Annotated in this window: 20 protein-coding genes and 1 pseudogene; 9 read left to right on the plus strand and 12 right to left on the minus strand. The window is 64.7% G+C overall.

All coding sequences use genetic code 11. From position 1 onward, the window contains the following. Positions 1 to 192 precede the first annotated feature (192 nt). From ACVIHF_RS05770 to ACVIHF_RS05780, 3 genes are all read left to right on the plus strand, one after another. Complete coding sequence (locus ACVIHF_RS05770) at positions 193 to 1,464, plus strand: allantoate amidohydrolase (RefSeq protein ID WP_253603035.1); 1,272 nt, start codon at positions 193 to 195, stop codon at positions 1,462 to 1,464. Positions 1,465 to 1,663: 199 nt separating this feature from the next. Then, positions 1,664 to 2,902, plus strand: a complete 1,239-nt coding sequence (locus tag ACVIHF_RS05775) for an ATP-binding protein (protein WP_253603034.1) — start codon at positions 1,664 to 1,666, stop codon at positions 2,900 to 2,902. 149 nt (positions 2,903 to 3,051) lie between these two features. Further along, on the plus strand, positions 3,052 to 3,273 hold the full coding sequence (locus tag ACVIHF_RS05780) for a hypothetical protein (protein WP_038377517.1): 222 nt from the start codon (positions 3,052 to 3,054) through the stop codon (positions 3,271 to 3,273). Here the strand turns inward: ACVIHF_RS05780 and ACVIHF_RS05785 are convergent. Continuing rightward, on the minus strand, positions 3,221 to 4,192 hold the full coding sequence (locus ACVIHF_RS05785; RefSeq protein WP_253603032.1) for a LysR family transcriptional regulator: 972 nt from the start codon (positions 4,190 to 4,192) through the stop codon (positions 3,221 to 3,223). The genes ACVIHF_RS05780 and ACVIHF_RS05785 overlap by 53 nt on opposite strands. A gap of 86 nt (positions 4,193 to 4,278) precedes the next feature. Between ACVIHF_RS05785 and ACVIHF_RS05790 the strand changes: the two genes are divergently transcribed. Then, a complete protein-coding gene (locus tag ACVIHF_RS05790) occupies positions 4,279 to 5,361 on the plus strand; it encodes a YeiH family protein (protein WP_253603030.1) in 1,083 nt (360 codons plus the stop codon). Between the two features lie 63 nt (positions 5,362 to 5,424). On the opposite strand, the gene ACVIHF_RS05795 is transcribed toward ACVIHF_RS05790, so the two are convergent. Continuing rightward, positions 5,425 to 6,438 carry a formamidase gene (locus ACVIHF_RS05795; RefSeq protein WP_028339439.1) on the minus strand — a complete coding sequence of 338 codons (1,014 nt, stop codon included), beginning with the start codon at positions 6,436 to 6,438 and terminating at the stop codon, positions 5,425 to 5,427. A 224-nt stretch (positions 6,439 to 6,662) separates the two neighbouring features. Between ACVIHF_RS05795 and ACVIHF_RS05800 the strand changes: the two genes are divergently transcribed. Then, positions 6,663 to 7,340 (plus strand): cysteine hydrolase family protein, encoded by a 678-nt coding sequence (locus tag ACVIHF_RS05800; protein ID WP_310881796.1) that lies wholly within the window; start codon positions 6,663 to 6,665, stop codon positions 7,338 to 7,340. Here the strand turns inward: ACVIHF_RS05800 and ACVIHF_RS05805 are convergent. From ACVIHF_RS05805 to ACVIHF_RS05820, 4 genes are all read right to left on the minus strand, one after another. Continuing rightward, positions 7,337 to 8,161, minus strand: coding sequence for a carbohydrate ABC transporter permease (locus tag ACVIHF_RS05805; protein WP_038383999.1), 825 nt, complete (start codon positions 8,159 to 8,161; stop codon positions 7,337 to 7,339). The genes ACVIHF_RS05800 and ACVIHF_RS05805 overlap by 4 nt on opposite strands. Beyond that, the gene (locus tag ACVIHF_RS05810; RefSeq protein WP_456794074.1) at positions 8,158 to 9,012 is read right to left on the minus strand and encodes a carbohydrate ABC transporter permease; all 855 of its coding nucleotides are present in this window, start codon (positions 9,010 to 9,012) and stop codon (positions 8,158 to 8,160) included. The genes ACVIHF_RS05805 and ACVIHF_RS05810 overlap by 4 nt, the downstream gene beginning before the upstream one ends. A 164-nt stretch (positions 9,013 to 9,176) precedes the next feature. Continuing rightward, positions 9,177 to 10,499, minus strand: a complete 1,323-nt coding sequence (locus ACVIHF_RS05815) for an ABC transporter substrate-binding protein (protein WP_092082514.1) — start codon at positions 10,497 to 10,499, stop codon at positions 9,177 to 9,179. A 115-nt stretch (positions 10,500 to 10,614) separates the two neighbouring features. Further along, complete coding sequence (locus tag ACVIHF_RS05820) at positions 10,615 to 11,469, minus strand: VOC family protein (RefSeq protein ID WP_456791856.1); 855 nt, start codon at positions 11,467 to 11,469, stop codon at positions 10,615 to 10,617. 77 nt (positions 11,470 to 11,546) lie between these two features. On the opposite strand from ACVIHF_RS05820, the gene ACVIHF_RS05825 reads away from it, so the two are divergent. From ACVIHF_RS05825 to ACVIHF_RS05835, 3 genes are all read left to right on the plus strand, one after another. Continuing rightward, positions 11,547 to 12,914 (plus strand): NAD(P)/FAD-dependent oxidoreductase, encoded by a 1,368-nt coding sequence (locus ACVIHF_RS05825; protein WP_456794075.1) that lies wholly within the window; start codon positions 11,547 to 11,549, stop codon positions 12,912 to 12,914. Between the two features lie 218 nt (positions 12,915 to 13,132). Next, a complete protein-coding gene (locus tag ACVIHF_RS05830) occupies positions 13,133 to 14,320 on the plus strand; it encodes a 6-phosphofructokinase (protein WP_283090066.1) in 1,188 nt (395 codons plus the stop codon). A 143-nt stretch (positions 14,321 to 14,463) separates the two neighbouring features. After that, entirely contained in the window at positions 14,464 to 15,681 is a 1,218-nt protein-coding gene (locus tag ACVIHF_RS05835) for a fructose 1,6-bisphosphatase (RefSeq protein ID WP_456791857.1), read from the plus strand. A gap of 16 nt (positions 15,682 to 15,697) precedes the next feature. On the opposite strand, the gene ACVIHF_RS05840 is transcribed toward ACVIHF_RS05835, so the two are convergent. From ACVIHF_RS05840 to ACVIHF_RS05855, 4 genes are all read right to left on the minus strand, one after another. Beyond that, positions 15,698 to 17,323 carry an ABC transporter ATP-binding protein gene (locus tag ACVIHF_RS05840; RefSeq protein ID WP_456791858.1) on the minus strand — a complete coding sequence of 542 codons (1,626 nt, stop codon included), beginning with the start codon at positions 17,321 to 17,323 and terminating at the stop codon, positions 15,698 to 15,700. Continuing rightward, entirely contained in the window at positions 17,320 to 18,150 is an 831-nt protein-coding gene (locus ACVIHF_RS05845; protein WP_253603015.1) for an ABC transporter permease, read from the minus strand. Before ACVIHF_RS05845 ends, ACVIHF_RS05840 begins: the two co-directional genes overlap by 4 nt. A 2-nt stretch (positions 18,151 to 18,152) precedes the next feature. Further along, entirely contained in the window at positions 18,153 to 19,130 is a 978-nt protein-coding gene (locus ACVIHF_RS05850) for an ABC transporter permease (RefSeq protein WP_038383993.1), read from the minus strand. Positions 19,131 to 19,367: 237 nt separating this feature from the next. Beyond that, complete coding sequence (locus ACVIHF_RS05855) at positions 19,368 to 20,981, minus strand: ABC transporter substrate-binding protein (RefSeq protein WP_253603013.1); 1,614 nt, start codon at positions 20,979 to 20,981, stop codon at positions 19,368 to 19,370. A 433-nt stretch (positions 20,982 to 21,414) separates the two neighbouring features. Here ACVIHF_RS05855 and ACVIHF_RS05860 point away from each other — a divergent pair, with 433 nt between their 5' ends. After that, positions 21,415 to 21,714, plus strand: a complete 300-nt coding sequence (locus ACVIHF_RS05860; protein WP_021077434.1) for an HU family DNA-binding protein — start codon at positions 21,415 to 21,417, stop codon at positions 21,712 to 21,714. Between the two features lie 163 nt (positions 21,715 to 21,877). Here ACVIHF_RS05860 and ACVIHF_RS05865 read toward each other — a convergent pair whose 3' ends face one another. Together ACVIHF_RS05865 and ACVIHF_RS05870 are read right to left on the minus strand one after the other, a co-directional pair. Beyond that, positions 21,878 to 22,579 carry an SDR family oxidoreductase gene (locus tag ACVIHF_RS05865; protein WP_456791859.1) on the minus strand — a complete coding sequence of 234 codons (702 nt, stop codon included), beginning with the start codon at positions 22,577 to 22,579 and terminating at the stop codon, positions 21,878 to 21,880. Then, positions 22,578 to 22,658, minus strand: a pseudogene (locus ACVIHF_RS05870) (SDR family NAD(P)-dependent oxidoreductase); the annotation flags it as partial. The pseudogene ACVIHF_RS05870 and the gene ACVIHF_RS05865, both read right to left, overlap by 2 nt. Between the last annotated feature and the right edge of the window lie 128 nt (positions 22,659 to 22,786).

Consider the following 22,786-nt stretch of genomic DNA (forward strand, 5'->3'; position numbering starts at 1 on the left):
GATTTGCCTATTTTATGAGCGATCGATCGCTGTTGTATGCAATGCCGTTAAGCAGTCGATAACCGCCGGACAGCCGGTGCGAGCCCGGTCGAGACCTGCGCACAACGCGCCATTTGCCGGCTGGTGAATCGGATCGGGCCTGCTACGAGTGAAGCGGGCTCCGGCGGCCGCGTTGGATTGATGGGAAACAGCATGAGCGAGACAAAACCGTCCTCGAAACCGTCTTCCCTTGGCGACGAGATCGTCGCGCGGATCAATCAGCTCGCGACGATCTCCGAGACGCCGGAGCATCTGGCGCGAATCTTCCTCACCGACGAGCACCGCAAGGCGGCCGATCTCATCCTGTCCTGGATGCGCGAGGCCGGCATGAGCGCGCATCTCGATGCGATCGGCAATGTCTGCGGCCGCTACGAAGGCGAGCAGCCGGGCTTGCCGGCGCTGATGCTCGGCTCGCACTACGACACCGTGCGCGACGCCGGCAGATGGGATGGCCCGCTCGGCGTCATCACCGCAATCGCCTGCGTCGCCGATCTGAACCGCCGCGGCAGGCGGCTGCCGTTTGCGATCGAGATCGTGGGCTTTGCGGACGAGGAGGGCGTGCGCTTCGCCTCGACCCTGCTCGGCAGCCGCGCGGTCGCCGGCACCTTCGACGAGAGCGTGCTCAACACGCGCGACCGCACCGGGAAGTCGATGCGCGATGCGCTGCTTCAATTCGGGCTCGATCCCGATCATGTCGGCAAGGCGGCGCGCGCCCGCCGCGAGCTGCTCGGGTATGTCGAGCTGCACATCGAGCAGGGTCCCGTGCTGGAAGAGAAGGCGCTGCCGGTCGGCGTCGTCAGCGCGATTTCGGGCGCGACCCGGCTTGCCGCCAGTCTCACCGGCGTCGCCGGCCATGCCGGCACGGTGCCGATGAAGCTGCGGCGCGATGCGCTGGCGGGTGCTGCCGAATGCATCGTTGCGATCGAGCAGTTTTGCAGGTCCGACGAACAAGGCCTCGTCGGCACCGTCGGCTATGTCAACGCGATGCCGGGCGCCACCAATGTGATCCCGGGCAAGGTGTCCTTCACCATGGATATCCGCTCGCAGAACGACATGCATCGCAAGCGCGCCGTCGCCGACATCGTGCGGCAGATCGAGGCGATCGCAAAACGCCGCGACCTCGCCTTGCAGATCGACGTCACCCACGAGAACCGCAGCGTGCCCTGCGCGCCATGGCTGAAGTCCCAGATCGCCGAGGCCGTCGCGGCCGAGGGCTATGCCGCGTTCGAGCTGCCGAGCGGGGCGGGGCATGACGGGATGGCGATGGTGGATGTCGCCGATATCGGCATGATCTTTCTGCGCTGCCGCGGCGGGATCAGCCACAATCCGGCCGAGCATGTCGAACTCGCCGATGCCGACATCGGCGCGCGGGTGCTGCTGCGCGTCGTCGAGAATTTTCGTCCGCACGTTGCAGTGAATAGCTAAAATTGCGCGCTTCGCAGGCCTGCGCCGAGGGGCGCTTGCTGCCCACGTTGCGTCAGCACGCCGCAGGCACTGGTCAGGGGCCGCTGCCGGCCCGACCCATGCCTGATCCGGACAGATCAGACCACCGTTTCCGGCTCAGCTGGCCTATTTGCGGGCCGGGCGTGAAGCGCTAGACTTGGTGCAACGGGGGGTAGTGGACATGAGGTCGTCCGTCGTCCAGGACGTTCGGTTCCCAAAACAACCGGCGCTGCAGCTGATCTATGACACTGCACCGATCGGGCTCGCCTATCTCTCACCCGATTGCCGTTACCTTCAGATCAACCAGCGTCTCACCGAAATCTGCGGCATTTCGGTCGAAGGTCACCTCGGGCGTACGGTGCACGATTGCGTGCCCGCGCTGGCTTCGGCCGTCGAAGGTATCGTTCAGTCGATCATGGAGACCGGAGAGCCCGTCACCGACGTGGAGGTTTACGGCCAGCGCCCCGGCCACAATGACGAGCGATGCTGGATCACGCATTGGCATCCGCAGCGCGAACCGAACGGGAGCATCGTCGGCGTCAACGTTGCGGCCGAAGAGATCACCGATCGCAAGCGCAGCGAACGCGAGATCCGCGCCGCCCGCGACGCAGCCGAGAAGGCCTTGCACCATCTGCAGGAGACCCAGGCGTCGCTGATCGAGGCGGAAAAGCTCGCGGCGCTGGGCCGGCTGGTGGCCGGTGTCGCGCACGAGATCAACAGTCCGGTCGGCACCAGTCTCACCGTCGCCTCGGTGCTGGAGCAGAAATGCGCCGACTTCGCTGCCGAGGCCGCGCGCGGCAAGCTGAAGCGATCCAGCCTGAGCGATTTCATCGAGGTCGTCGAAAGCGCCTCGTCGCTGCTGGTCGGCAACCTCAAGCGCGCGGCGGACCTGGTGCAATCGTTCAAGCAGGTGGCCGTCGATCGCAGCTATTTCGACCGGAGCCAGTTCGATCTCGGCGCGGCGACCGAGCAGGTTCTCTCGAGCCTGCGTCCGGCCTTGCCGAAGAACAACCTGGCGCTTGAGGTCGATTGCCCGCCCGGTCTTGCCATGAACAGCTATCCCGGCCCTTATGGCCAGGTGCTGACCAACCTGTTCGTCAATTCGGTGGCGCATGCGTTTCCGGATGGCAAGGGCGGCATCATCGCGATCCGGCTCCGCGCCTCAGGCGCGGACCAGGTCGAGATCCTGTTCGCCGACAACGGTTGCGGGATGGATCACGACGTGCTGCGGCAAGCCTTCGATCCATTCTTCACCACGCGCCGCGATATCGGCCGTATCGGGCTTGGTCTGCACATCGTTCATAACATCGTCACGAACCGGCTGGGCGGAGAGCTCAATCTCGACAGTGCGCCGGGCATGGGGACACGCATGCGGATCACGCTGCCACGGGTGGCGCCGCGGCGCGGAACCGACAGTTGATGCCCACAGGGGGCGTTGAGAAGGAAATGCTCCCCGGTTTTCGAGCCGGAAAACGTCCTTCCAAGTAACCGCCGCAAAAGGCATTCCACTACCCTTGCTTCAGCCCCCGTCGTCGCGACATTCTCAGGGTATTCCTGATGGTTACGACGATGAGCCAATCCGCATTCGATCCCTTCGGCGAGCCGGTCCCCGCGGTCGATCCTTCGATCGCGAGCGAGGGCGTGTCGAAATGGCTGAAGACCGCGGGCACCAGCGTGTTCTGGGTGCTGGTGGTCGGCATCGTGCTGGCACGGGCCGTCTATTTCGAACCCGGCGTGTTCAGCTTCGAGCATGCCGTTGCCTGGGCGCAGGGTCTGTTCGCCGCACTCTAGCCGCAGGCCCGCGCGGGGCCGTCCTGGCCCTTTGCGTCTCCCGGATGATCCCCTCGAACGCGACCGCCGCCGGCACCTCGAGCCGCCCGGGCGATTTCAGTTGCCAGAGCGTGCGCTCGATATGGATGCCCTTGATCGGGATCACCTTCAGCTTTCCGAGCTTCACCTGATCGTCGATCGTCGCGATCGACACGATGGCGACGCCGACGCCTGATGCCACCGCCTGCTTGATCGCCTCGGTGCTGCCGATCTCGAGCGTCCGCTGCGGCTCGACGTGGTGGGCGGCCAGCGCCTGCGCGACCACCTCGCGCGTGCCTGAGCCGGGTTCCCGCACGATCAGGATCTCGTCGTTCAGCGACCGGATGTCGATCGGCCCCTGGACCGCCGCGAAGCGATGATCTGGACCTGCGATCAGCGCCATCACGTCGGTTCGCCAGGCTTCGCTGATCAAATTCTCGTCCTCGACCGGCCCCTCGACCAGCGCGATCTCGATCTCGTGTCCCAGCATCAGCGCGGCGATATCGCTGGTGTTGGCGCTGACGACGTGCAGATCGATGCCGGGAAAGGCACGGTGGAACACGCCGAGATATTCCGGGATCATGTAGGTCGCGATCGTCGTACTGGCACCGATCCGCAGCGAGCCGCTGTCGAGGTTGCGCAGCGCCTGCAGTTCGTCCTCGGCGGCGCGTTCGGCCGCGAACAGGGTCTCGGCATGCCGCGCCAGCGCCGCGCCCTCCCGGGTCGGCCGCACCCCCTTCGGCGTGCGGTCGAGCAGCCGGCAGCCGACCTGCAGCTCGAAATCCCGCACGCCCTTGGAGATCGCGGGCTGGCTGATGTGCAGGAGGTCGGCGGCACGGGAGAAACTTCCGGTCCTCGCCACGGCCGCGAACAGGCGGAGCAGATGCAGGTTGAGGGACATAACTTCTCTCTATCGGGGCAGTCCGAAAATATATTAGCCAAGAGGTGTGCCTTGGCGCATAAAATATTCTCCGAAAAGAGGATTTTGTGCCGGAACAAGAACAAGACCAGGGGCAGAAGCAGGGGGCGCTGCGGCGCATATTCCAGCTCATTCCGGGGATTCTGCTCTGCGGGGCGGTCACCGTCATCTCGCTCGGCATCCAGGCCGCCGAGGAGCGCGTTTTCGAGCATCCCTATATCGAGGCCCTCGTCGTCGCGATCCTGCTCGGCATGGCGGTGCGCACCGCCTGGGAGCCGTCGGCGCGCTGGCGGTCGGGCATTGCCTTCAGCGCCAAGCAGCTGCTCGAGGTCGCGGTGATGCTGCTCGGCGCCTCCATCAGCTTCGCCGCGATCGTGGCATCGGGCGGGCTGCTGATCGGCGCCATCGCCGTGACCGTCGTGATCATGCTGGCGGTGAGCTATGGCCTCAGCCGGATGCTGGGGCTCAAGACCAAACTCGCGATCCTGATCGCCTGCGGCAATTCGATCTGCGGCAACTCGGCTATCGCGGCGGTGGCGCCGGTGATCGAGGCCGACGGCGACGACATCGCCTCGTCGATCTCGTTCACCGCCATTCTCGGCGTGCTGATGGTGCTCGGCCTGCCGCTCTTGATTCCGCTGCTGAAGCTGACGGCGACGCAATACGGCATCCTCGCCGGCCTCACCGTCTACGCCGTGCCGCAGGTGCTGGCGGCGACCGTGCCGGCCGGCATCGTCTCGACCCAGATCGGCACGCTGGTCAAGCTGGTGCGGGTGTTGATGCTGGGCCCGATCGTGATCGGCCTCTCGCTGCTGGTGGCGCGGCGGCGCAAGGTAAGCATCAAGGCCGGCGCCGCCAGGGACGGCACCTCAAAGACCGCCTCGATCAGCCCGTTCAAGCTGGTGCCCTGGTTCATCATCGGCTTCCTGGTGCTGGCCGCGCTGCGCTCGTTCCAGCTCGTGCCTGATATCGCGATCGCGCCGGTGACGAAGACCGCGGCGATCCTCACCGTCGTCTCGATGGCAGCGCTTGGGCTCGGCGTCGATGTGCGGGTGCTCTCGACGGTCGGCGGCCGGGTGACGGCCGCCGTCACGCTGTCGCTGATGCTGCTCTTGGGCTTGAGCATCGGCCTCGTGCACTTCTTCAAGTAGAGCATGATCCGGAAAAGTGTGGAGCGGTTTTCCGAAGAGATCATGCTCACATCAAAGGGCCGGCTACTCGGCGGCCTTCGCGGTCTTGCCGAACATCCGTGTCGGTGCGGGAAAGCCGCAGGACGTGCCGTCGGTGATCTTGACCTGATCTTCCCAGGGCAGGCGGAAGCGGCCGGACACCATGTCTTGCATGAACGTGTAGGGGCAATCCATCGCACCGCCCTTCACCGCGACATAGCCGCGGTGCCAGAGTTGATAGATGTTGTTCTCGACGCCCCAGTTGATCCGCGCCTCGCGCACGAGGTCGGGCCGCACCTCGGCGGTGATGATCTCGTCGGCCCGCCCCGTGGTCCCGTGCGCGATGATGCTGCCGTCGAAATTGACGATCATGCCTTCGCCCATCGAGTCGAACGACCCGTCCGAGCCGCACATGCAGACATTGGCCGTCACCATCAGGTTCTGGAACGCGTTGGCCTGGTTGGTGAAGCGCCAGCTGTCGCGGATCGGCGCGGTGTAGCCTGCGGTGCGGATCATGATCTCCGCGCCCTTGTAGGCGCATTCGCGGGCCATTTCCGGGAACATGCCGTCATGGCAGATGATCAGCGCGATCTTCGCGCCTTTCGGTCCATCGATCACGGGAATGCCGATGTTGCCGGGCTCCCACGGCTCGACCGGAATCCAGGGATGGAATTTGCGGTAGTACAGCTTGATATCGCCGTGATCGTCGATGATCAGCCCTGAATTATAGGGGTTACCGTGCGGGTTGAACTCCATGATGGAGAAGCAGCCCCAGATCTTGTTCTCGATGCAGGCCCGCTTGAAAGCCGCGACTTCAGGCCCGTCGAGCCGGCACATGATCTCCGGATTGGTATCCATCGAGAGGCCGTGCAGCGAGTATTCGGGGAACACGACGAGGTCCATGGTTCCGAGGTTGCGCCGCGCCTTGCCGACCATCCATACGATGCGCTCCGTCTGCCGTGCCAGGTCGGACCTTGTCGCAACCACAGGCAACTGCAGCTGCACCAGTCCGATCACGACGCCGTTCGGTGATTTGTTGAGACCGCCAAGTCCATTCATGCCTGTCCTCCCGCCTGTTTGAAATGGGCTGTCATTTCGCGAACGATGATCTTCGTTCGGTCGGGCTCCCAGCTAGCAACGATCATGCCAGCAAGATCGCAGAATGCGCAAATGCAGCGTACGGTCGCATGCTGATCGGGATCGCCGCGATGCGCCGCATCATTGCGCAATGGCACGCGGTTTGCTTAATCAATGCGGGTTTTCTCGCATTCGGGGCGTGCGTCATGGCGAATTCAAGCGGGACAATCGCGGCGGAGCCGGCGCCGATCACGCTCGACTGGAGCAGGACCGCGCTCGTCATCATCGACATGCAGCGCGATTTCATGGAGCGAGGGGGCTTCGGCGAGACGCTCGGCAATGACGTCAGCCGGCTTGCCCGCGCGGTGCAGCCGATCGCCGCGGTGCTCGCGGCGGTGCGCGACGCCGGGCTGCTCGTGGTCCACACCCGCGAGGGCCATCTGCCCGATCTCTCCGACGCGCCGCCGGCGAAGCTCGAGCGCGGCGCGCCTCGCTTGCGGATCGGCGATCCCGGACCGATGGGACGAATCCTGATCCGCGGCGAGGCGGGGCATGACATCATTCCGGAGCTCTATCCGCTCGACAGCGAGATCGTGATCGACAAGCCCGGCAAGGGCGCGTTCTACGCCACCGAATTCGGTGACATCCTGCAGAAATACGGCATCGAGAATCTTCTGGTCTGCGGCGTCACCACCGAAGTCTGCGTCAACACCACGGTGCGCGAGGCCAACGACCGCGGCTACCGCTGCGTCGTGATATCAGACGGCTGCGCGTCCTACTTCCCGGAATTCCACGAGATGGGTCTGAAGATGATCAAGGCCCAGGGCGGCATCTTTGGTTGGGTCACCGATTCAGCTGCCGTGCTGGAGGCGCTCGGGGACTAGCCGCCTTTCACCGCACCCGCCGTCAGTCCCGCCACGATCTGCCGCTGCGCCATCACGGTGAGCAGCAGCACCGGCGCGGTCACGATCAGCGCGGCGGCGGCGAGCGGGCCCCAGCTCAGCTGGTCGAACGAGATCATGTTGTAGACCGCGACCGGCAGCGTGCGGGTCTCGCGCCCGGCCAGCACGATGCCGAACACGAAATTGTTCCAGGAGAAGATCACCGCGAGGATGAAGGCAACCGCAAGGCCGGGCTTGGCGATCGGCAGCGCGACATGGCGGAACACCTGCCAGCGCGTCGCGCCGTCGATCAGCGCAGCTTCCTCCAGCTCCAGCGGCGTGGTCTCGAAATAGCCGATCATGATCCAGATCACGATCGGCACCGTGACCACGAGATGGATGATGATCTGCGGCACCAGCGTGCCGAGCAGGCCGAGCCACTGGAACAGCAGGAACAACGGGATCAGATACGACAGGCCCGGCGTGATGCGCGCGATCAGGATCACGATCGCCGATTTATGCGCCGCCATCCGCGCGATGCCGTAGCCGGCGGGCACGCCGACCAGCATCGCAAGCCCCGTGGCGCAGCCGGTGACCACAAGGCTGTTGCTGAAATAGGTCAGGAACCGGTTGGACGCGAACACGTCGGCATAGTTCTTCCAGGCGATATGCTCCGGAAAGAACACCGGCGGATAGGAGGCGTTGTCGATCTCGAATTTGAGCGACAGCGAGGCCATCCAGAGGAAGAACAGGATCGCCGGCGAGACGATGACGAACACCGACAGCCAAAGCCCGATCCGCCCGAGAATCTGGCGCGGGTTCATGCCTCGCCCCCGAGTTCAGATGTCCACAGCAGGCGCTTGCGCAAGTAAAGCAGCAGTGCCGCCAGCGCCACGATCAGGAGGAAGAACACCACCGCGATCGCCGAGCCGTAGCCGAGGTCGTAATAGACGAAGGCGACGCTGTAGAGATAGACGTTGATGGTCTCCGACGCCGAGCCTGGCCCTCCTTGCGTGATCGCGAAGATGATGTCGAAGCTTTTCACCGCGTCGATCATGCGGATCATGCCGGCGATGAACAGGAACGGCATGATCAAGGGCAGCGTGATGAAGCGGAACACCTGCCAGAAATTGGCACCGTCGATCTGCGCGCTCTCGTAGGGTTCGGTCGGGATCGCGGCGAGGCCGCCGAGCACGATCAGCAGCATCACCAGCGGCGTCCATTGCCAGGTCTCGACCAGCACCAGCGAGGGGATCACCGTCGCCGGGTTGAACACCCAGAGCTGCGGCGGCAGCCCGACCAGCGACAGCAGATAGTTCAAGACGCCAAGCTGCGGGTGGAACATCATGGTCCACACCAGCGCGATCGCCACGGGAGTGGCCATCATCGGCATGATGAAGATGCCGCGCAGGAAACCGCGTGCCGCGAATTTCTGATGGAACACCACCGCCGCCAGCGTGCCGAACACCAGCGGCAGCACGACCGACAGCGCGGTGTAGGACAGCGTGTGCCCGACCGCCTCGACGAAGCGCGGATCGGTCGGCAGCCGCAGATAGTTGGCGAGCCCGACGAACACGGTCGGCGAGCCGACCTTCCATTCCTGCAGGCTCATCCAGATCGTGAACACCCACGGAAAGATGATCACCGTCAGCACCACGACCAGCGCCGGGATCACGAACGGCCAGTACGACGGCGGACGCCATTCACGTGCCGTCGCGGCGTCTCCAGAGCCTGCGGCTCTGGACTCTTGCTTTGACGCGTTTTCTTCACGCGAACCGGTACCCACTTCGCTTGAAAACGCTTTGCCGGCCGCCGCCGGCTCAGTCTGAGTCACCACGCTCACGCTTTTTCGCTACGCTCCAGGATGGGGCGGAATTGCTCGTGCGCCTTTTTCAGCTCGGTGGCGGGATCGGCGCCGGACAGCGTCGCGGTCAGCGCCGCGCCGACGATGTCGCGGAATTCGGCGACCGGGATGATGACGGGCAGGCCGAGCTTGGAGATCTTGGCGGAGTCAACCACCGACTGCAGCCATTCCTTGGTCTTCACGCCCTTGGCGACTTCGGCATCGTCGACGATGGAGTTGCGGAACGGCACGCCGCCGCCGGCCTGCAGCAGGCGCGCGCCCTGTCCGCGCGAGACCACCCATTGGCAGAGCAGATAGGCGGCTTCCTTGTTCTTGCTCGCCGCGGCGATGCCGACGCCGTCGCCATAGGTCGAGGAGAACTTGCCCTTGGGACCGGCGGGTACCAGCGTGTAGCCGACCTTGCCGACGACGCGCGAGGCGGCGGGATCTTCCAGCGGCGGCGCCCAGCCGTCGGCGTCGATCCACATCGCGGACCTGCCTTGCGTGAAGGACGCCATCGACTCCATCCAGTTGAAGCCGGCGACGCCGGGAGGCGCGCATTTCGTCAGCAGCCGCTGATAGAGCTTGGTGGCCTCTATCGCTTCGGGGCCGTCGGTCAGGATGTTGCCCTTGGCATCGAGGAATTCGCCGCCATAGTTGAGATAGAAGTTGGTCCACATCGCCATGTTGGCGTTGCGCAGGCCGCGGCCGACGAAGCCGTAGATGCCTTCCTTCGGATCGGTCAGCTTCTCGGCCGCGATTGCCATCTCCTCGAGCGTCTTCGGGACCTCGACGCCCTTCTTCTGGAACAACTCCTTGTTGTAGTAGAGGATGAAATAGTCGACCGACCATGGCAGCGACAGCATCTGACCCTTGTCGTTGCGGGCATATTGCAGCCCGGCCGCCGAGAAATCGCTCTCGACGAGGTCCGGCGGCGTCATGCTCGGATCCTTCAGAAAGCCCGACATGTCGGCGAGCCAGCCGGCCTTCTCGAACTGCCGCTTCTGCACGTGATAGCTCAGGTGCACGACGTCGAAGCTCGGCTTGCCCGAGGACAGCTCGATCACGCATTTCTGGCGCTGCTGCTGCTCGGGGATCTGCTCCGACTCGACCTTGATGCCGGTGAGCTCGGTAAATTCCTTGATGTATTTTTGCAGATTGTCGCCGCGCGGCCCCTTGGCGAGAATCACCTCGAGCGTGGTGCCGGAATATTTCTTCCAGTTGACGTCGGCGCGGGCCGGAAATCCGGTCAGTCCAACCGCGCCGGCGGCCGCGGTGCCGGCCAGCATCTGCCGGCGCGAGATCAGGTGATGCGACATGTTTCTCTCCCTGGACGGTTCTTGTTTGGGAGAGATACTAGCGCCTCAACTTTCTGTGCCTAGTCCCACATGCGCGGCGCCGTTGCATAACGCTGCGCCGCGCATGGTATGGCAGCTATGCCTTGACGAAAGCGAGCAGGGTGCCGTTGCCGGAAGCCGGCGGCACGGTGATGCTATTGCCGCTCTTCACGCCGGCTGAGCCCAGCGCTTTCTCGGTCGCGGCAAGGTCGGCCGCGATCACGAGGCCGGCGCCGCCGCGGTCGGGCAGGCCATCCAGCGATACGCCGGGATAACGTTTGCCGAGCTGATCCCTGGTCAGGAACACGAAGTCGGCGCGGTTGCCGCCGGACGGCACCGCAACCGCACCGTCGGCGTCGTTCCTGACGGCGACGTCGATCATCCTGGAGAGATGCGCGGCATCGGCTGCGGGATCGGGCGAGACGATCAGCACCTGCTTGAGGCGTTTTGCCCCATTGGCGTGCGTCATCAATTCGGGAATCCACACCGTCTCGCGGGTCTTGTGCTGGCAGGCGAAAATGCGGACGCCGCCGGGCGCCTCCGCGGTCGGCCACTGGAAGGTGCGGAATTTCGCCGCGGAGACCGTGCCATCAGGCAAGGTCACCGGGCGTTCGAAATCGGTCGGCCCGATCGGCGCATAGCCGCGCGCGCGAATCTCCTCGGCGCCAGCAGCGGAATCCACCGCGGTGAACGCGATGCGTTCGATGCCCTCGCCGCGCTTCTCGAGGAAGGCGCGCGCCGGAGCGTTGTGTTCGGTCGGGGTCAGCACGCCGAGCAATTCCATATAATCGGGGTCGAACATGATGGTGTAATTGCCCGATCCCATATGCGCGCTATGGGTGCCGCGCGGCGACACGGTGAAGCCGAGCCGCTTGTAGTTCTCGGCGGCCTTGTCGAGGTCCTTCACCATGACCACGGCGTGATCGATTCCGATGACGTTCTTGAGTGCCACTTGTTGTCTTCCCGGCTGGAATAGGAGAGTAGAGTTAGCTAACCAGAATGACCGGGCGCCCGCAAGAAAGGATCATGATGAACAGCAATGCCGTGCGCTGGCCCAATTCGCTCTGGGCAGCAGTGACGCCCTCCGGCCCCGATTGTCCCGAACTGACTGGCGCGCAGCAGGCCGACGTCGTCATCATCGGCGGCGGCTTCACGGGTCTATCGACCGCACTGCATCTGCGCGAGGCCAATGTCGACGTCGCGATCGTCGAGGCCGCCGAACCGGGTTGGGGCGCCTCGGGGCGCAACAACGGCCAGGTGATCCCGACGCTGTCGCGTCCCGATCCCGACGACATCATCGCGAGGTACGGCGCGGCCGGCGAGCGCTTCGTCGCGATGCTGCGCGACAGCGCCGCTGATCTGTTCGACGTCGTCAGGCGCTACAACATCGCGGCCGAGCAGGAGCAGGCTGGCTGGGTGCAGCCGGTGCATTCGCCGGGCCGTATCAAGATCGCGGAACGGCGGGTGCAGCAATGGTCGAAATTCGGCGCGCCGGTCGAATTGCTGTCGCGCGATCAGACCAAGGACATGCTTGGCTCGGATGCGTGGTACGGCGGCTTCTGGAACAGGACCGGCGGCCACGTCAATCCGCTGGCGCTGGCGCGGGGCCTTGCGCGCACCGTGCTCGGCCTCGGTGCGCGGATCTATGCCCGCTCGCCGGCACTCAGTTTCGAGCGCCGCGGCGATCGCTGGGTGGTGAAGACGGAAAAGGGTGAAATCTCCGGCCGCGCGCTGGTGGTCGCGACCAATGCCTATAGCGGCGAGTTCGCGAAATCGCTGGTGCCGGAGATCGCGACCGAGGTGATGCCGGTGCTGTCGTGGCAGATGGCGACGCTGCCGCTGTCGGACAATGTCCGCAAGACCATCATCCCCGCCCGGCAGGCGATGTCGGACACCCATGGCGAACTCTATTTCGCGCGCTACGACGCCCGCAACCGCCTCGTCACCGGCGGCGCCGTGCTCGGTCCGGGCGACAAGACCGGGCGGCTGAAGGCGCGGGTGACCGAGCGGTTGCAGCGTTTGTGGCCGCAGATCGGCGACGTCTCGTTCGACTATGTCTGGAACGGCTATGTCGGGATGACCGCGGATTTCCTGCCGCGCATGCACCGGTTGGGACCGAACGCCTATGGCTGGACCGGCTGCAATGGCCGCGCGGTCGCGTTGACGATCCCGCTCGGCCGCGAATTGGCACGCGCGGTGCAAGGCGTCCCGGAAAGCGAGCTGGCGCTGCCGTTCTCCGAGCCGGTGCAGTACATGGCGCATGGATTGCTCCGCAAGCTGGCGCCCTGGATGCTGGTGCTCTACCGGCGCCGCGATGCACAGGAGCTGGTCAAGGGCGATCGCTTCGAGTTGCTGCGCTGGGCCGAGTACTTCCTCGCCTCGCGCCGTTCGCGGTAAGCGCGGAGCAACGTCGCGCCACGCACGCGAGATAAAGGGCATGGAGGGGCAAGCCGCCCGAGTTGGGGACTGGTCAGAGGACGTCGCTGGAAGATTGGGGCCCAAGCAGGTTCGGGTGGGTGCCGCGATCACGAGGATTCCGCCGTTGGCGGATAGCGTTGTGGAAACCCCGACGCGACGCAGGCGTTATTGCCAGATAGCAACCCTGGGAGGTGGGCATGGCGAGGAAGCGCATTGGTATTCTCACGGGAGGCGGTGACGTCCCCGGCCTTAACGCGGTGATCAAGAGCGTGACTTATCGCGGCAGTGAGGACGACATCGAGGTTGTCGGTCTCCGCCGGGGCTGGGAGGCCCTCACGCACCTGAACCTCGACGACCCGTCGAGCAAGTCCCATTACATCATCCCGCTGAACCGCGAAAATACGCGCGTCATCGACCGGCGCGGCGGCACCGTGCTGCACTCGAGCCGCACCAATCCCTCCAAAATGAAGAAGTTGCCCGATCATCTCGCGGGCCGCGACTTTCCGGTTTCCCAGAGCACCAAGGGTGGCATCGCAACCACGACGTGGGACCTCACCAACGAGGTGCTCGCGAACCTCGCGGGGCTCGGTATCGAACATCTGATCGCCATCGGCGGCGACGATACTCTCAGCTACGCGGACAAGCTCAACAGGCGAGGCGTCAAGATCATTGCCATCCCGAAGACGATGGACAACGACGTTCGCAACACCGAATACTGCATCGGCTTTTCGACCGCGATCACCCGTGCCAGCGATGCCATCCAGCGCCAGCGCACCACCGTCGGCTCGCACGAGCGAATCGGCATCTTCCGCGTCTTTGGTCGCGATGCCGGCTTTACGGCGCTCTATACCGCATACGCAACCTCGATCCGATGCGCCATACCGGAGTACAAGGTCAATCTCGACAAGCTGATCCAGCTTCTCCTCGATGACAAGCACGGCAACCCAAGCAACTACGCGTTGATCGTGCTCAGCGAGGGCGCCGAGTGGGAGGGCTACAAGGTGCAGGAATTCGGCGAGCCTGACGCCTACGGTCACCGCAGGAAGGCGAGCGTGGCCGAAGCGTTCGCGGACGAGATCAAGCGGCGCACCGGCGAGGAGACCATCGTCTCTGACCTCACCTACGACCTGCGGTCAGGCGATCCGGACTTCATCGACAAGCTTGTGGCGCTGACGTTCGGCAACATGGCTTACGATGCGATCCTGGAAGGCAAAACCGGCCTCATGTCGGCGCTGGTCGAGGGCCGCTACGACCTCGTGCCGATCCCCGACGCCAAGCTCGGGCCACGCAAATTGGACGTCGCAAGCGCGTACAACACCGAGCGCTACCGTCCTCTCTATTCCAACAAGCGGGGCCTGCCGATCTTTCTCAACCGCGCTTCATAGGGCGGGTGGTAACCCCATCGGGCATGACGAGTTATTCCAGATGCGTCGATAGCCCGTATCGACACGCGGTGACGGAGGGGCCATAGTTCCGCAAGCAATATGCGCAGGGAACCTGTCGCACCACACGACGTTCTTTTTTGCAAATGAGCGCGCCGTCGCCCCCGGCGCAGCGAGCGCCGAGGCGAAGGCGCTGCGCTGCGGTCGGAGGGATGCCCATGAAACTCACCATTTCGGTCATCAAGGCTGACATTGGCTCCGTCGGGGGCCACACGAAACCATCTGCGCGCATGATGGCGGCTGTCGAAGGGGAGGTCGCGAAAGCGATCGAAAACGGTCTCCTGATCGACGGTTTCGTGCGCCATACCGGCGACGATATTGCGATCATCATGACGCACACGCGGGGCGAAGGGAGCTCCGAAGTCCACCAATTCGCCTGGAAGACGTTTCTCGCGGCCACTGCGGTCGCGAAGACCTCCGGGCTCTACGGCGCCGGCCAGGATCTTCTCGTCGACGCCCCGTCCGGAAACGTTCGCGGCGCGGGCCCGGCTGTCGCCGAGCTCAGCTTCGACCACAGCCTCTCGGGCGCGAGACCCGCGGAGTCCTTCATGGTGTTCGCCGCAGACAAGTGCGGCCCCGGCGCCTACAACCTGCCGCTCTATCTGGCTTTTGCCGATCCCATGTATTGCGCCGGGCTGATGCTGCCCCCGATGATCAAGGGCTTCCGTTTCCATATCATCGATATGGACAACACGGCCGGCGACAGCGTGATCGAACTCGATGCGCCCGCGGACGGCTATCACATTGCGGCGCTGCTTCGCGACAACGAGCGCTTCGGCATTGATCGGATCGTGTCGAAAACCTATGGCGAGGTCGCCGTCACCGTTTCGGCGCAGCGCCTTCACTCCATCGCAGGCAAGTACACCGGCAAGGATGATCCGGTCGCGGTCGTCAGGAACCAGGGCATTTTCGCGGCGCCCGAAGAAATCATCTCGCCCTTCGCCAAGGCGCACTTCGTGGGCGGTGATGCGCGCGGCTCGCATGTGATGCCGCTCATGCCGGTGCCGCTCAACACCCCGGTGACGGGGATGTACTGCCTGCCGATCGTGTCCTGCGTCGGCTTCTCGATCGACCGGGACGGGAAGTTCTCGGAGTCCTATACCGATTTCTTTGACAACCTTGCGTGGGACGAGGTCCGCCAGCGCGCGCAGCGCAAGGCGATCGAGATGCGCAGCCAGGGCTGGTCCGGCGCTGCGATGCTGCCCTATTCAGAGCTGGAATATGGCGGCTTCCGCGACACGGTATCCGGATTGCTGAAGCGCTTCCGGCTGCGCGAGGAGCCCAAGCCACAAGCGGCGGAGTAGGGCCGAGCGTACCCGGCTACACGGTTGCGGTGCCGTGCTCGCGCGCGAACGCGCCGCCGGGGATCGCTGACAGCAGGTCCTGCGTATAGGGGTGCTGCGGCTTGCCGAACACCTCGGCGGTCAGCCCTTGCTCGACCACGGCGCCGTCCTTCATGACGGCGACGAGATCGCAGATCTGGGCGGCGACGCGCAGATCGTGGGTGATGAAGATGATGGAGAGGCCAAGCTGCTGGCGCAGCCCGGCGAGCAGCTTCAAGACCTGCGCCTGCACCGAGACGTCGAGCGCCGAGACCGGCTCGTCGGCCACCAGCACATCCGGCCTCAGCGCCAGCGCGCGGGCGAGCCCGATGCGCTGGCGCTGGCCGCCGGAGAATTCGTGCGGGTAGCGATCGCCGGCGGAGGGATCGAGCCCGACCAGCTCGAACAGCTTTCGCGCTTCCGCAATCGCGGTGGCGCGGTCGGTGCCGTGCACGATCGGTCCCTGCGCCACCAGCTCGGCCGCCTTGCGGCGCGGATTGAGCGAGGCGAACGGATCCTGGAACACCATCTGGATGTGGAGGGTCTCGCGCCTGATATCGTCGCGGCCGAGCTTTGCCCAGTCCTTGCCGTCGAGCACGATCGAACCGGCATCCGGATCGATCAGCCGCACGATGCAGCGCGCGAGCGTCGATTTGCCCGAACCGGATTCGCCGACGATGCCGAGTGTCGCGCCGCGCGGCAGGTGCAGCGAGACGTTCCTGACGGCTTCCGTGATCCGCGCGCCGCGGCCGAGGAAGCCGCCGGTGCGGTAGGTCTTGGAGACGCCGTCGATGGTCAGGATATCCTTGCCGGAAAGGATGCGCGGCGGCGGTGCCTTCAGCGGCGGAACGGCTGCGATCAGCTGCTTCGTGTAGGCATGCTGCGGATCGTTCAGCACCTCATCGGCCGTGCCTTGCTCGACGATCGCGCCATGCTGCATCACCACGACGCGGTCGGCGATCTCGGCGACCACGCCGAAATCATGCGTGATGAACAGCACCGCGGTCTTCTTGCGCTGCTGCAAATCGCGGATCAGCTTCAGGATCTGCGCCTGCGTCGTGACATCGAGCGCGGTGGTCGGCTCGTCCGCGATCAGCAGCTTGGGGTCGAGCGCGAGCGCCATCGCGATCATCGCGCGCTGGCGCTGGCCGCCAGAGAGCTCGTGCGGATAGGCTTTTGCGGCAGCCTTCGGGTCGGGGATGCGGACGTCCTCGAGCAGCGCCAGCACCCGCGCATTGATCTCGGACTTCGAGAGAGCGGTGTGGATCGCAAACATCTCGCCGATCTGGTCGCCGATGGTGCGCAGCGGGTTGAGCGCGGTCATCGGCTCCTGGAAGATCATCGCGATCCCGGCGCCGCGCACATCGCGCATCTCTGCGCTATCGGCGGCGCAGAGGTCGCGGCCGTCGAACATCATCCGGCCCCGTTCGATCGTCACCTCGTTCGGCAGCAGCCGCATGATGGCGTTCGCCATCATCGATTTGCCGGAGCCGGACTCGCCGACCACGCAGAGGATCTCGTTGGAGGCGATCGACAATGAGACGTCGGACAACGCATGCGGGCGGTCGGCGCCCTTGGGCAGGCGCACCGTCAGGGCGTCGAGGGAAAGGACGCTCTCGCTCATCGGCTCTTCAGCCTCGGATTGAGCGCGTCGTTGAGGCCCTGGCCGACCAGCGACACCGCGAGCACGGTGACGAGGATCGCAATGCCGGGGATCGCCGAGACGTACCACTGCACCCGGAGCACATCGCGGCCGAGCCCGATCAGATTGCCCCAGGAGGCGACGTTGGGATCGGACAGACGCAGGAACGCGAGCGCGCTTTCCAGCAGGATCGCGACCGCCATCACCACGCTGGCATAGACGATGACGGGCGGCAGCGCGTTGGGCAAGATCTCGCCGAGAATGAGCTGGACGTCCTTCATGCCGAGCGTCTTGCCGGCCTGAACGAATTCGCGGTTGCGCAGCGACAGGAATTCGGCGCGGGTCAGCCGTGCCGGCGCCGGCCACGACACCACGCCAACTGCAATGGTCACCGTGGTCAGGGTCGAGCCGAACACCGCGACCAGCACCAGCAGCAGCACGAAGTTCGGCAGCGTCTGGAATGCCTCGGTGATCCGCATCAAGACATTGTCGACCCAGCCGCCGTAATAGCCGGCGAAGGCGCCGACCAGGATGCCGATCAGGATCGCGATCACGGTGGCGACGCCGCCGATCAGCAGCGAGATCCGCGCGCCGTAGAAGATCTGGGCGGCGATGTCGCGGCCGGAATTGTCGGTGCCGAGCAGGAAGCGCGGATTGGAGAACGGCCAGATCAGCGGCCGGCCCGCGAGAGCGAGCGGATCGCGCGGATAGAGGAGACCCGCGCTGCTTGCCATCGCGATGACAAGCAGCAGCAGGATCAGGCCGATCACCGCGGCCGGGCTGCGGAAGTAGCGCTTCACGGCATCCATCGTCAGCCCTCCGCCGCGATGCGCGGATCGAGCCGCGCGTAGAGCAGGTCGACGACGAAGTTCACGGATATGACGAGCAGCGCGGACACGAAGACGATGCCGAGCAGGGTGTTGAGGTCGCGCTGCACCACCGACTCATAAGCGAGACGGCCGAGGCCGGGCAGCGAGAACACGCTCTCCACCACGACCGAGCCGCCGAGCATGGTGCCGGCCTGCAATCCGATCAGCGTCACCATCGGCAGCAGCGCGTTGCGCAGCACATGGCGGGTGATGACATGGGTCTCATCCAGCCCCTTGGCGCGGGCGGTGCGGACGAAATCGAGGTTCAAGACCTCCAGCATCGAGGCGCGCATGATGCGCAAATAGATCGCGAGGAAGATCAGCCCGAGCGTCAGCGTCGGCAGCACCAGATGGGCGGCGATATCCAGCACGCGCCAGATTCCGGTCTGGACGTTGCCGATGTCCTCGAAGCCGCCCGGCGGCAGCCACTGCAGATAGACCGAAAACACCACGATCGCCATCAGCCCGAACCAGAACGAGGGCGTGGCGTAGAAGATCAGGCCGAGCGTGGAGATCATCGTGTCCGGCCAGCGGTTGACGCCGCGCGCGGCGATCACGCCGAACACGAGGCCAAAGAAGAACGCGAATGACAGCGACGCCGTCATCAATAGGATGGTCGGCGGCAGCCGTTCCAGGATCACGGTCGCCACCGGCTTGCCGTAGATCGAGGAGAAGCCGAGGTCGAGCCGGACCAGGTGCCACAGATAGTTCCCGAGCTGCGCCGGAACCGAGAGGTTCAGCCCGTAGAATTTGCGCAGCGCCTCGGCGGTCGCGGCGTCGCCGCCGCCCATCTGCGCCATCAGCGCATCGACGGTGTCGCCCGGCGCGAGCTGCAGCAGCAGGAACACGCCGATCAGGATCAGGAACAGGGTCGGGATCGAGGCGGCGAGGCGCCGCCCCGCAAGGCTCAGGATACGCATATTTTATCTATAGCGTTTTCGAACGATGTGGACACCGGTTCGGGGTGGGCACCGGCCCCTTCTTACCTCGCCCCGCTTGCGGGGAGAGGTCGGATCGCATCGCCAGATGCGATCCGGGTGAGGGGGTACAGGTCTATCGATGGAGCAATATCGTGGAGCGAGCCCCTCACCCCGACCCTCTCCCCGCAAGAGCGGGGCGAGGGAGAAGAGGGCGCCACGCCTAGCGCAGATGTGGCCTCATGCGCTCAGCCAAAGATCGTGCCAGCTCGTCGAGCCCCAGCGCGGCGTGTTGGAGTGGTTGCGCGCCTTGGCCGTGATCACGGTGACGAAGATCTGCTCGATCGGCATCCAGACCGGCAGCTCGGTGTTCACCTCCTTGACGAAATCGGCATAGAGCGCCTTGCGCTTGGCCGGATCGACCTCGGTGGCGGCATCGTCGATGGTCTTGTCGACGGTCTTGTCCTCCCAGCCCCACTGGTTGGTCCACGGCGCGCCCTTGGGCTGGCCGGAGCGGTACCACACCGTGGTCGAGACCGCGGGGTCGTTGCGGTACTGGTGCCAGCCGGTCGCGAGATCGAAGGCGTGCTCGTCATAGACCTGCTTGAGGAAGCCGCCGCCGTCGTTGCGCACGATGTCGACCTGGATGCCGACTTCGCCCAGCGACTGCTGGATGAAGGTCGACCACAGCGAGATGTCCTCGCCCCACGGCGCCGGCAGGAGCCTCAGCGAGAAGCGGTTGCCACCGGAGGGCTTGAAACCGGCCTCGTCGAGCAGCGCGATCGCCTTGGCCTTGTCATAAGGATATTGCGGCGTGTTCGGCCCGGGATAGAAGTCGGTCGAGGTCGACGGGATCGGGCCGGTGCCGAGCTTGGCGAAATCGCCCAAGAAATTCTCGATGAAGAACGGCACGTTGATCGCGTGCGCGATGGCGCGGCGGACCCGGATGTCGGAAAGCTCCTTGCGGCGGAAGTTGAACTCGATGGTGTTGGTGCGGGCGTTGCCCTCGTTGCCCTTGGTCTGGACGATGAAGCGCTTGTCCTTGCCGAGCCGCGCCATGTCCGAAATCGTCAGGCCCGAGAACGGGCTGTAGTGCAGCTCGCCGGCCTCCATCTGGGCGGCCGCGGCGGCGCGGTCGGTGATCACCTTCCAGACGATGCGGTCGAGATAGGGCGCGTTCGGCCGCCAGTAATCCGGGTTGCGGTCGGCGATGATGTATTGCCCGCGCTCGTATTTGACGAATTTGAACGGGCCGGTGCCGACTGGCGCCAGATTGGTCGGGTTCTGCCTGATGTCGCCGCTCTCATAGAGATGCTTGGCGGAGACATAGCCGAGGTCGGGCAGGGCGCGGAGCAGCAGGTTCAGCGGCATCGGCCGCTCGTAGCGGAAGATCGCGGTCTGCGGATCGGGCGTATCGACCGATGTGAGGAACAGCTGCAGCGTCGATCCGTAGTTGAGGATCTTCTTCCACATGTTCATCGCGGTGAAGGCGACGTCCTCAGAGGTGAACGGCTTGCCGTCGTGCCAGGTGATGCCCTTGCGCAGCTTGAAGGTGACGGTCTTGCCGTCCGGCGTCGCCTCCCAGCTCTCGGCGAGCACGCCGACCGGCTGGCCGTTGGCGTCGAGGTCGACCAGGTTCTCCTGGATCTTGCCGCCGATGATGTAGACGCCGGTCGAGGCCTGGATGCTGGGGTTGAGCTGGCGCTGCTCGGCGCCGTAATGGACGTTGAACACGCCGCCCTTGCGCGGGGTTTCCTGCGCGAATGCCCGCATCGGATTGATGACGTTGGCCGCAATCGCGGCCGAGGTCAGAAGGGCCGTGCGGCGGTTGATCTCGAGGCGGCTCAAATCCATACGCGGGTCTCCGGTACTTACATAAAGGCTTGCATCCGGCGGCCAGCCGATCGGTCCTGGCCACGCTTCGCGGATGTTACCTTGGATTGGGAACCCGAGTCATTTTCTAATGCCTCGGCCTTTTGGAGGATCGTTTCCAAAACCTGAAGTGGCCCGCCGCAGCGCTTCGCAACCCGGATTGCGCGCGGCATTGTCGCACTTGGGCCGCGCGGGATGCGCCTGGTGATTCTCTCGAAGGGACGTTTCGGGAGCGCCGAAGCCGCGCAAACCCTGTAATTTTAGGGGTCGGAAGCGCCTTGACTTGAAAAAACACTGGAAAAAACCCTGATTCGGAGGCTGTCCACAGCGATATTGTGGTGGGGAGTGCAGAAAACACTGTTTTTCTCGGCGTTTTCCGCCATATCGTGCCCACTCCAGAATCAATGGAGCAACCATGGCTACCCAACTGTCGAAGTCGCAAGTGATCGAGAAGATCGCGACCACCACCGAACTCTCCAAGCGCGACGTCAAGAACGTTTTGGACTCGCTTGTTGATGTCGGCCACAAGGAGCTGAAGAAGGCCGGGGTGTTCCTCGTCCCCGGCTTCGCGAAGTTCGTTGTGGTCAAGAAGCCTGCGACCAAGGCGCGCAAGGGCACCAACCCCTTCACCGGCGAAGAGATGATGTTCAAGGCCAAGCCGGCCCGGAAGATCGTCCGCGCACGGCCGGTCAAGGCCGCCAAGGACGCGGTTTAAGATGAAAGGCCTCCGGTGACGGAGGCCTTTTGCTTTTGAGCCGTCGCTTCCTGCCGTTGGTTGCCAGCCCGCGTTTTCCAGCGAGTGGACACCGGTTCGCGTGAAGAAAACGCGCCAAAGCAGAATCTGGAGCTCCGGACCGGGTTGAACCGGGACCGGGGCTCTAGACTACCGGCGACCGGCCACCATCGACATTGATGGCGGTGCCGGTGATGTAGGAGCCTTGCTCCGAGGCCAAGAAGCAGGCGAGGTTGGCGAACTCCTCCGCCGTGCCGATGCGGCCGAGCGGGGTGCCCTTGGCAAGGCCCTTGGCGAATTCCCCGAAATCCGTGTTCGGCGCCTGGGCAGCATGCCGCTTGACCCATTGATCGCTCATGATCAGGCCGACCAGCAGCGCGTTCACCAGGATGTTGTGCTCGCCGCCTTCATTGGCCATGACCTTGGTCAGCGCCATGCCGGCCGCACGCGACACCGAGGTCGGCGCGGAATTGCCGGCCGGCGCTTTCGCAAAGGTGTTGAGCACATTGATGATGCGGCCCCATTTGCGCTGCTTCATGCCCGGCCACACCAGCCGGCTGAAGCGGATCGCGGCGAACAGCTTCAGGTCGAGGTCCTCCTGCCAGGCCTCGTCGCTGATGCTCTCGAACGCCAGCGTGCGCGCCGTGCCGGCGTTGTTGACGAGAACGTCGATCTTGCCGAGATCGGCAACGATCTGGTCGTGAGCCTTGCTGATGTCGGAAGCCTTCGCGACGTCGCAGACATAATCGCGTACCACAAGGCCGTCCCTGGCGAGCGCTTCGCGCGCCGCAGCGAGGTCGGCCGCGCCGGCGGGCGAGGATCGCGACCCTGGCGCCGGATTCGGCAAACCGCCGCGCCACCGCGATCCCGATGCCCTTGCTGCCGCCGGTAACCACCGCGACGCGGTCCTTCATTGATAGGTTCATTGTTGTTCTCCCTGGGGCTGGCCCGGAGAGGACGCTATCAAACCGACAGCGCGACCAACAAGGTCATGCAGAGCAGGTGTGCTGTGACAATCAGTGCGAGATGGAGCGGACCGGACATCGGAGATCTC

The sequence above is a fragment of the Bradyrhizobium sp. USDA 4506 genome, assembly GCF_054058795.1.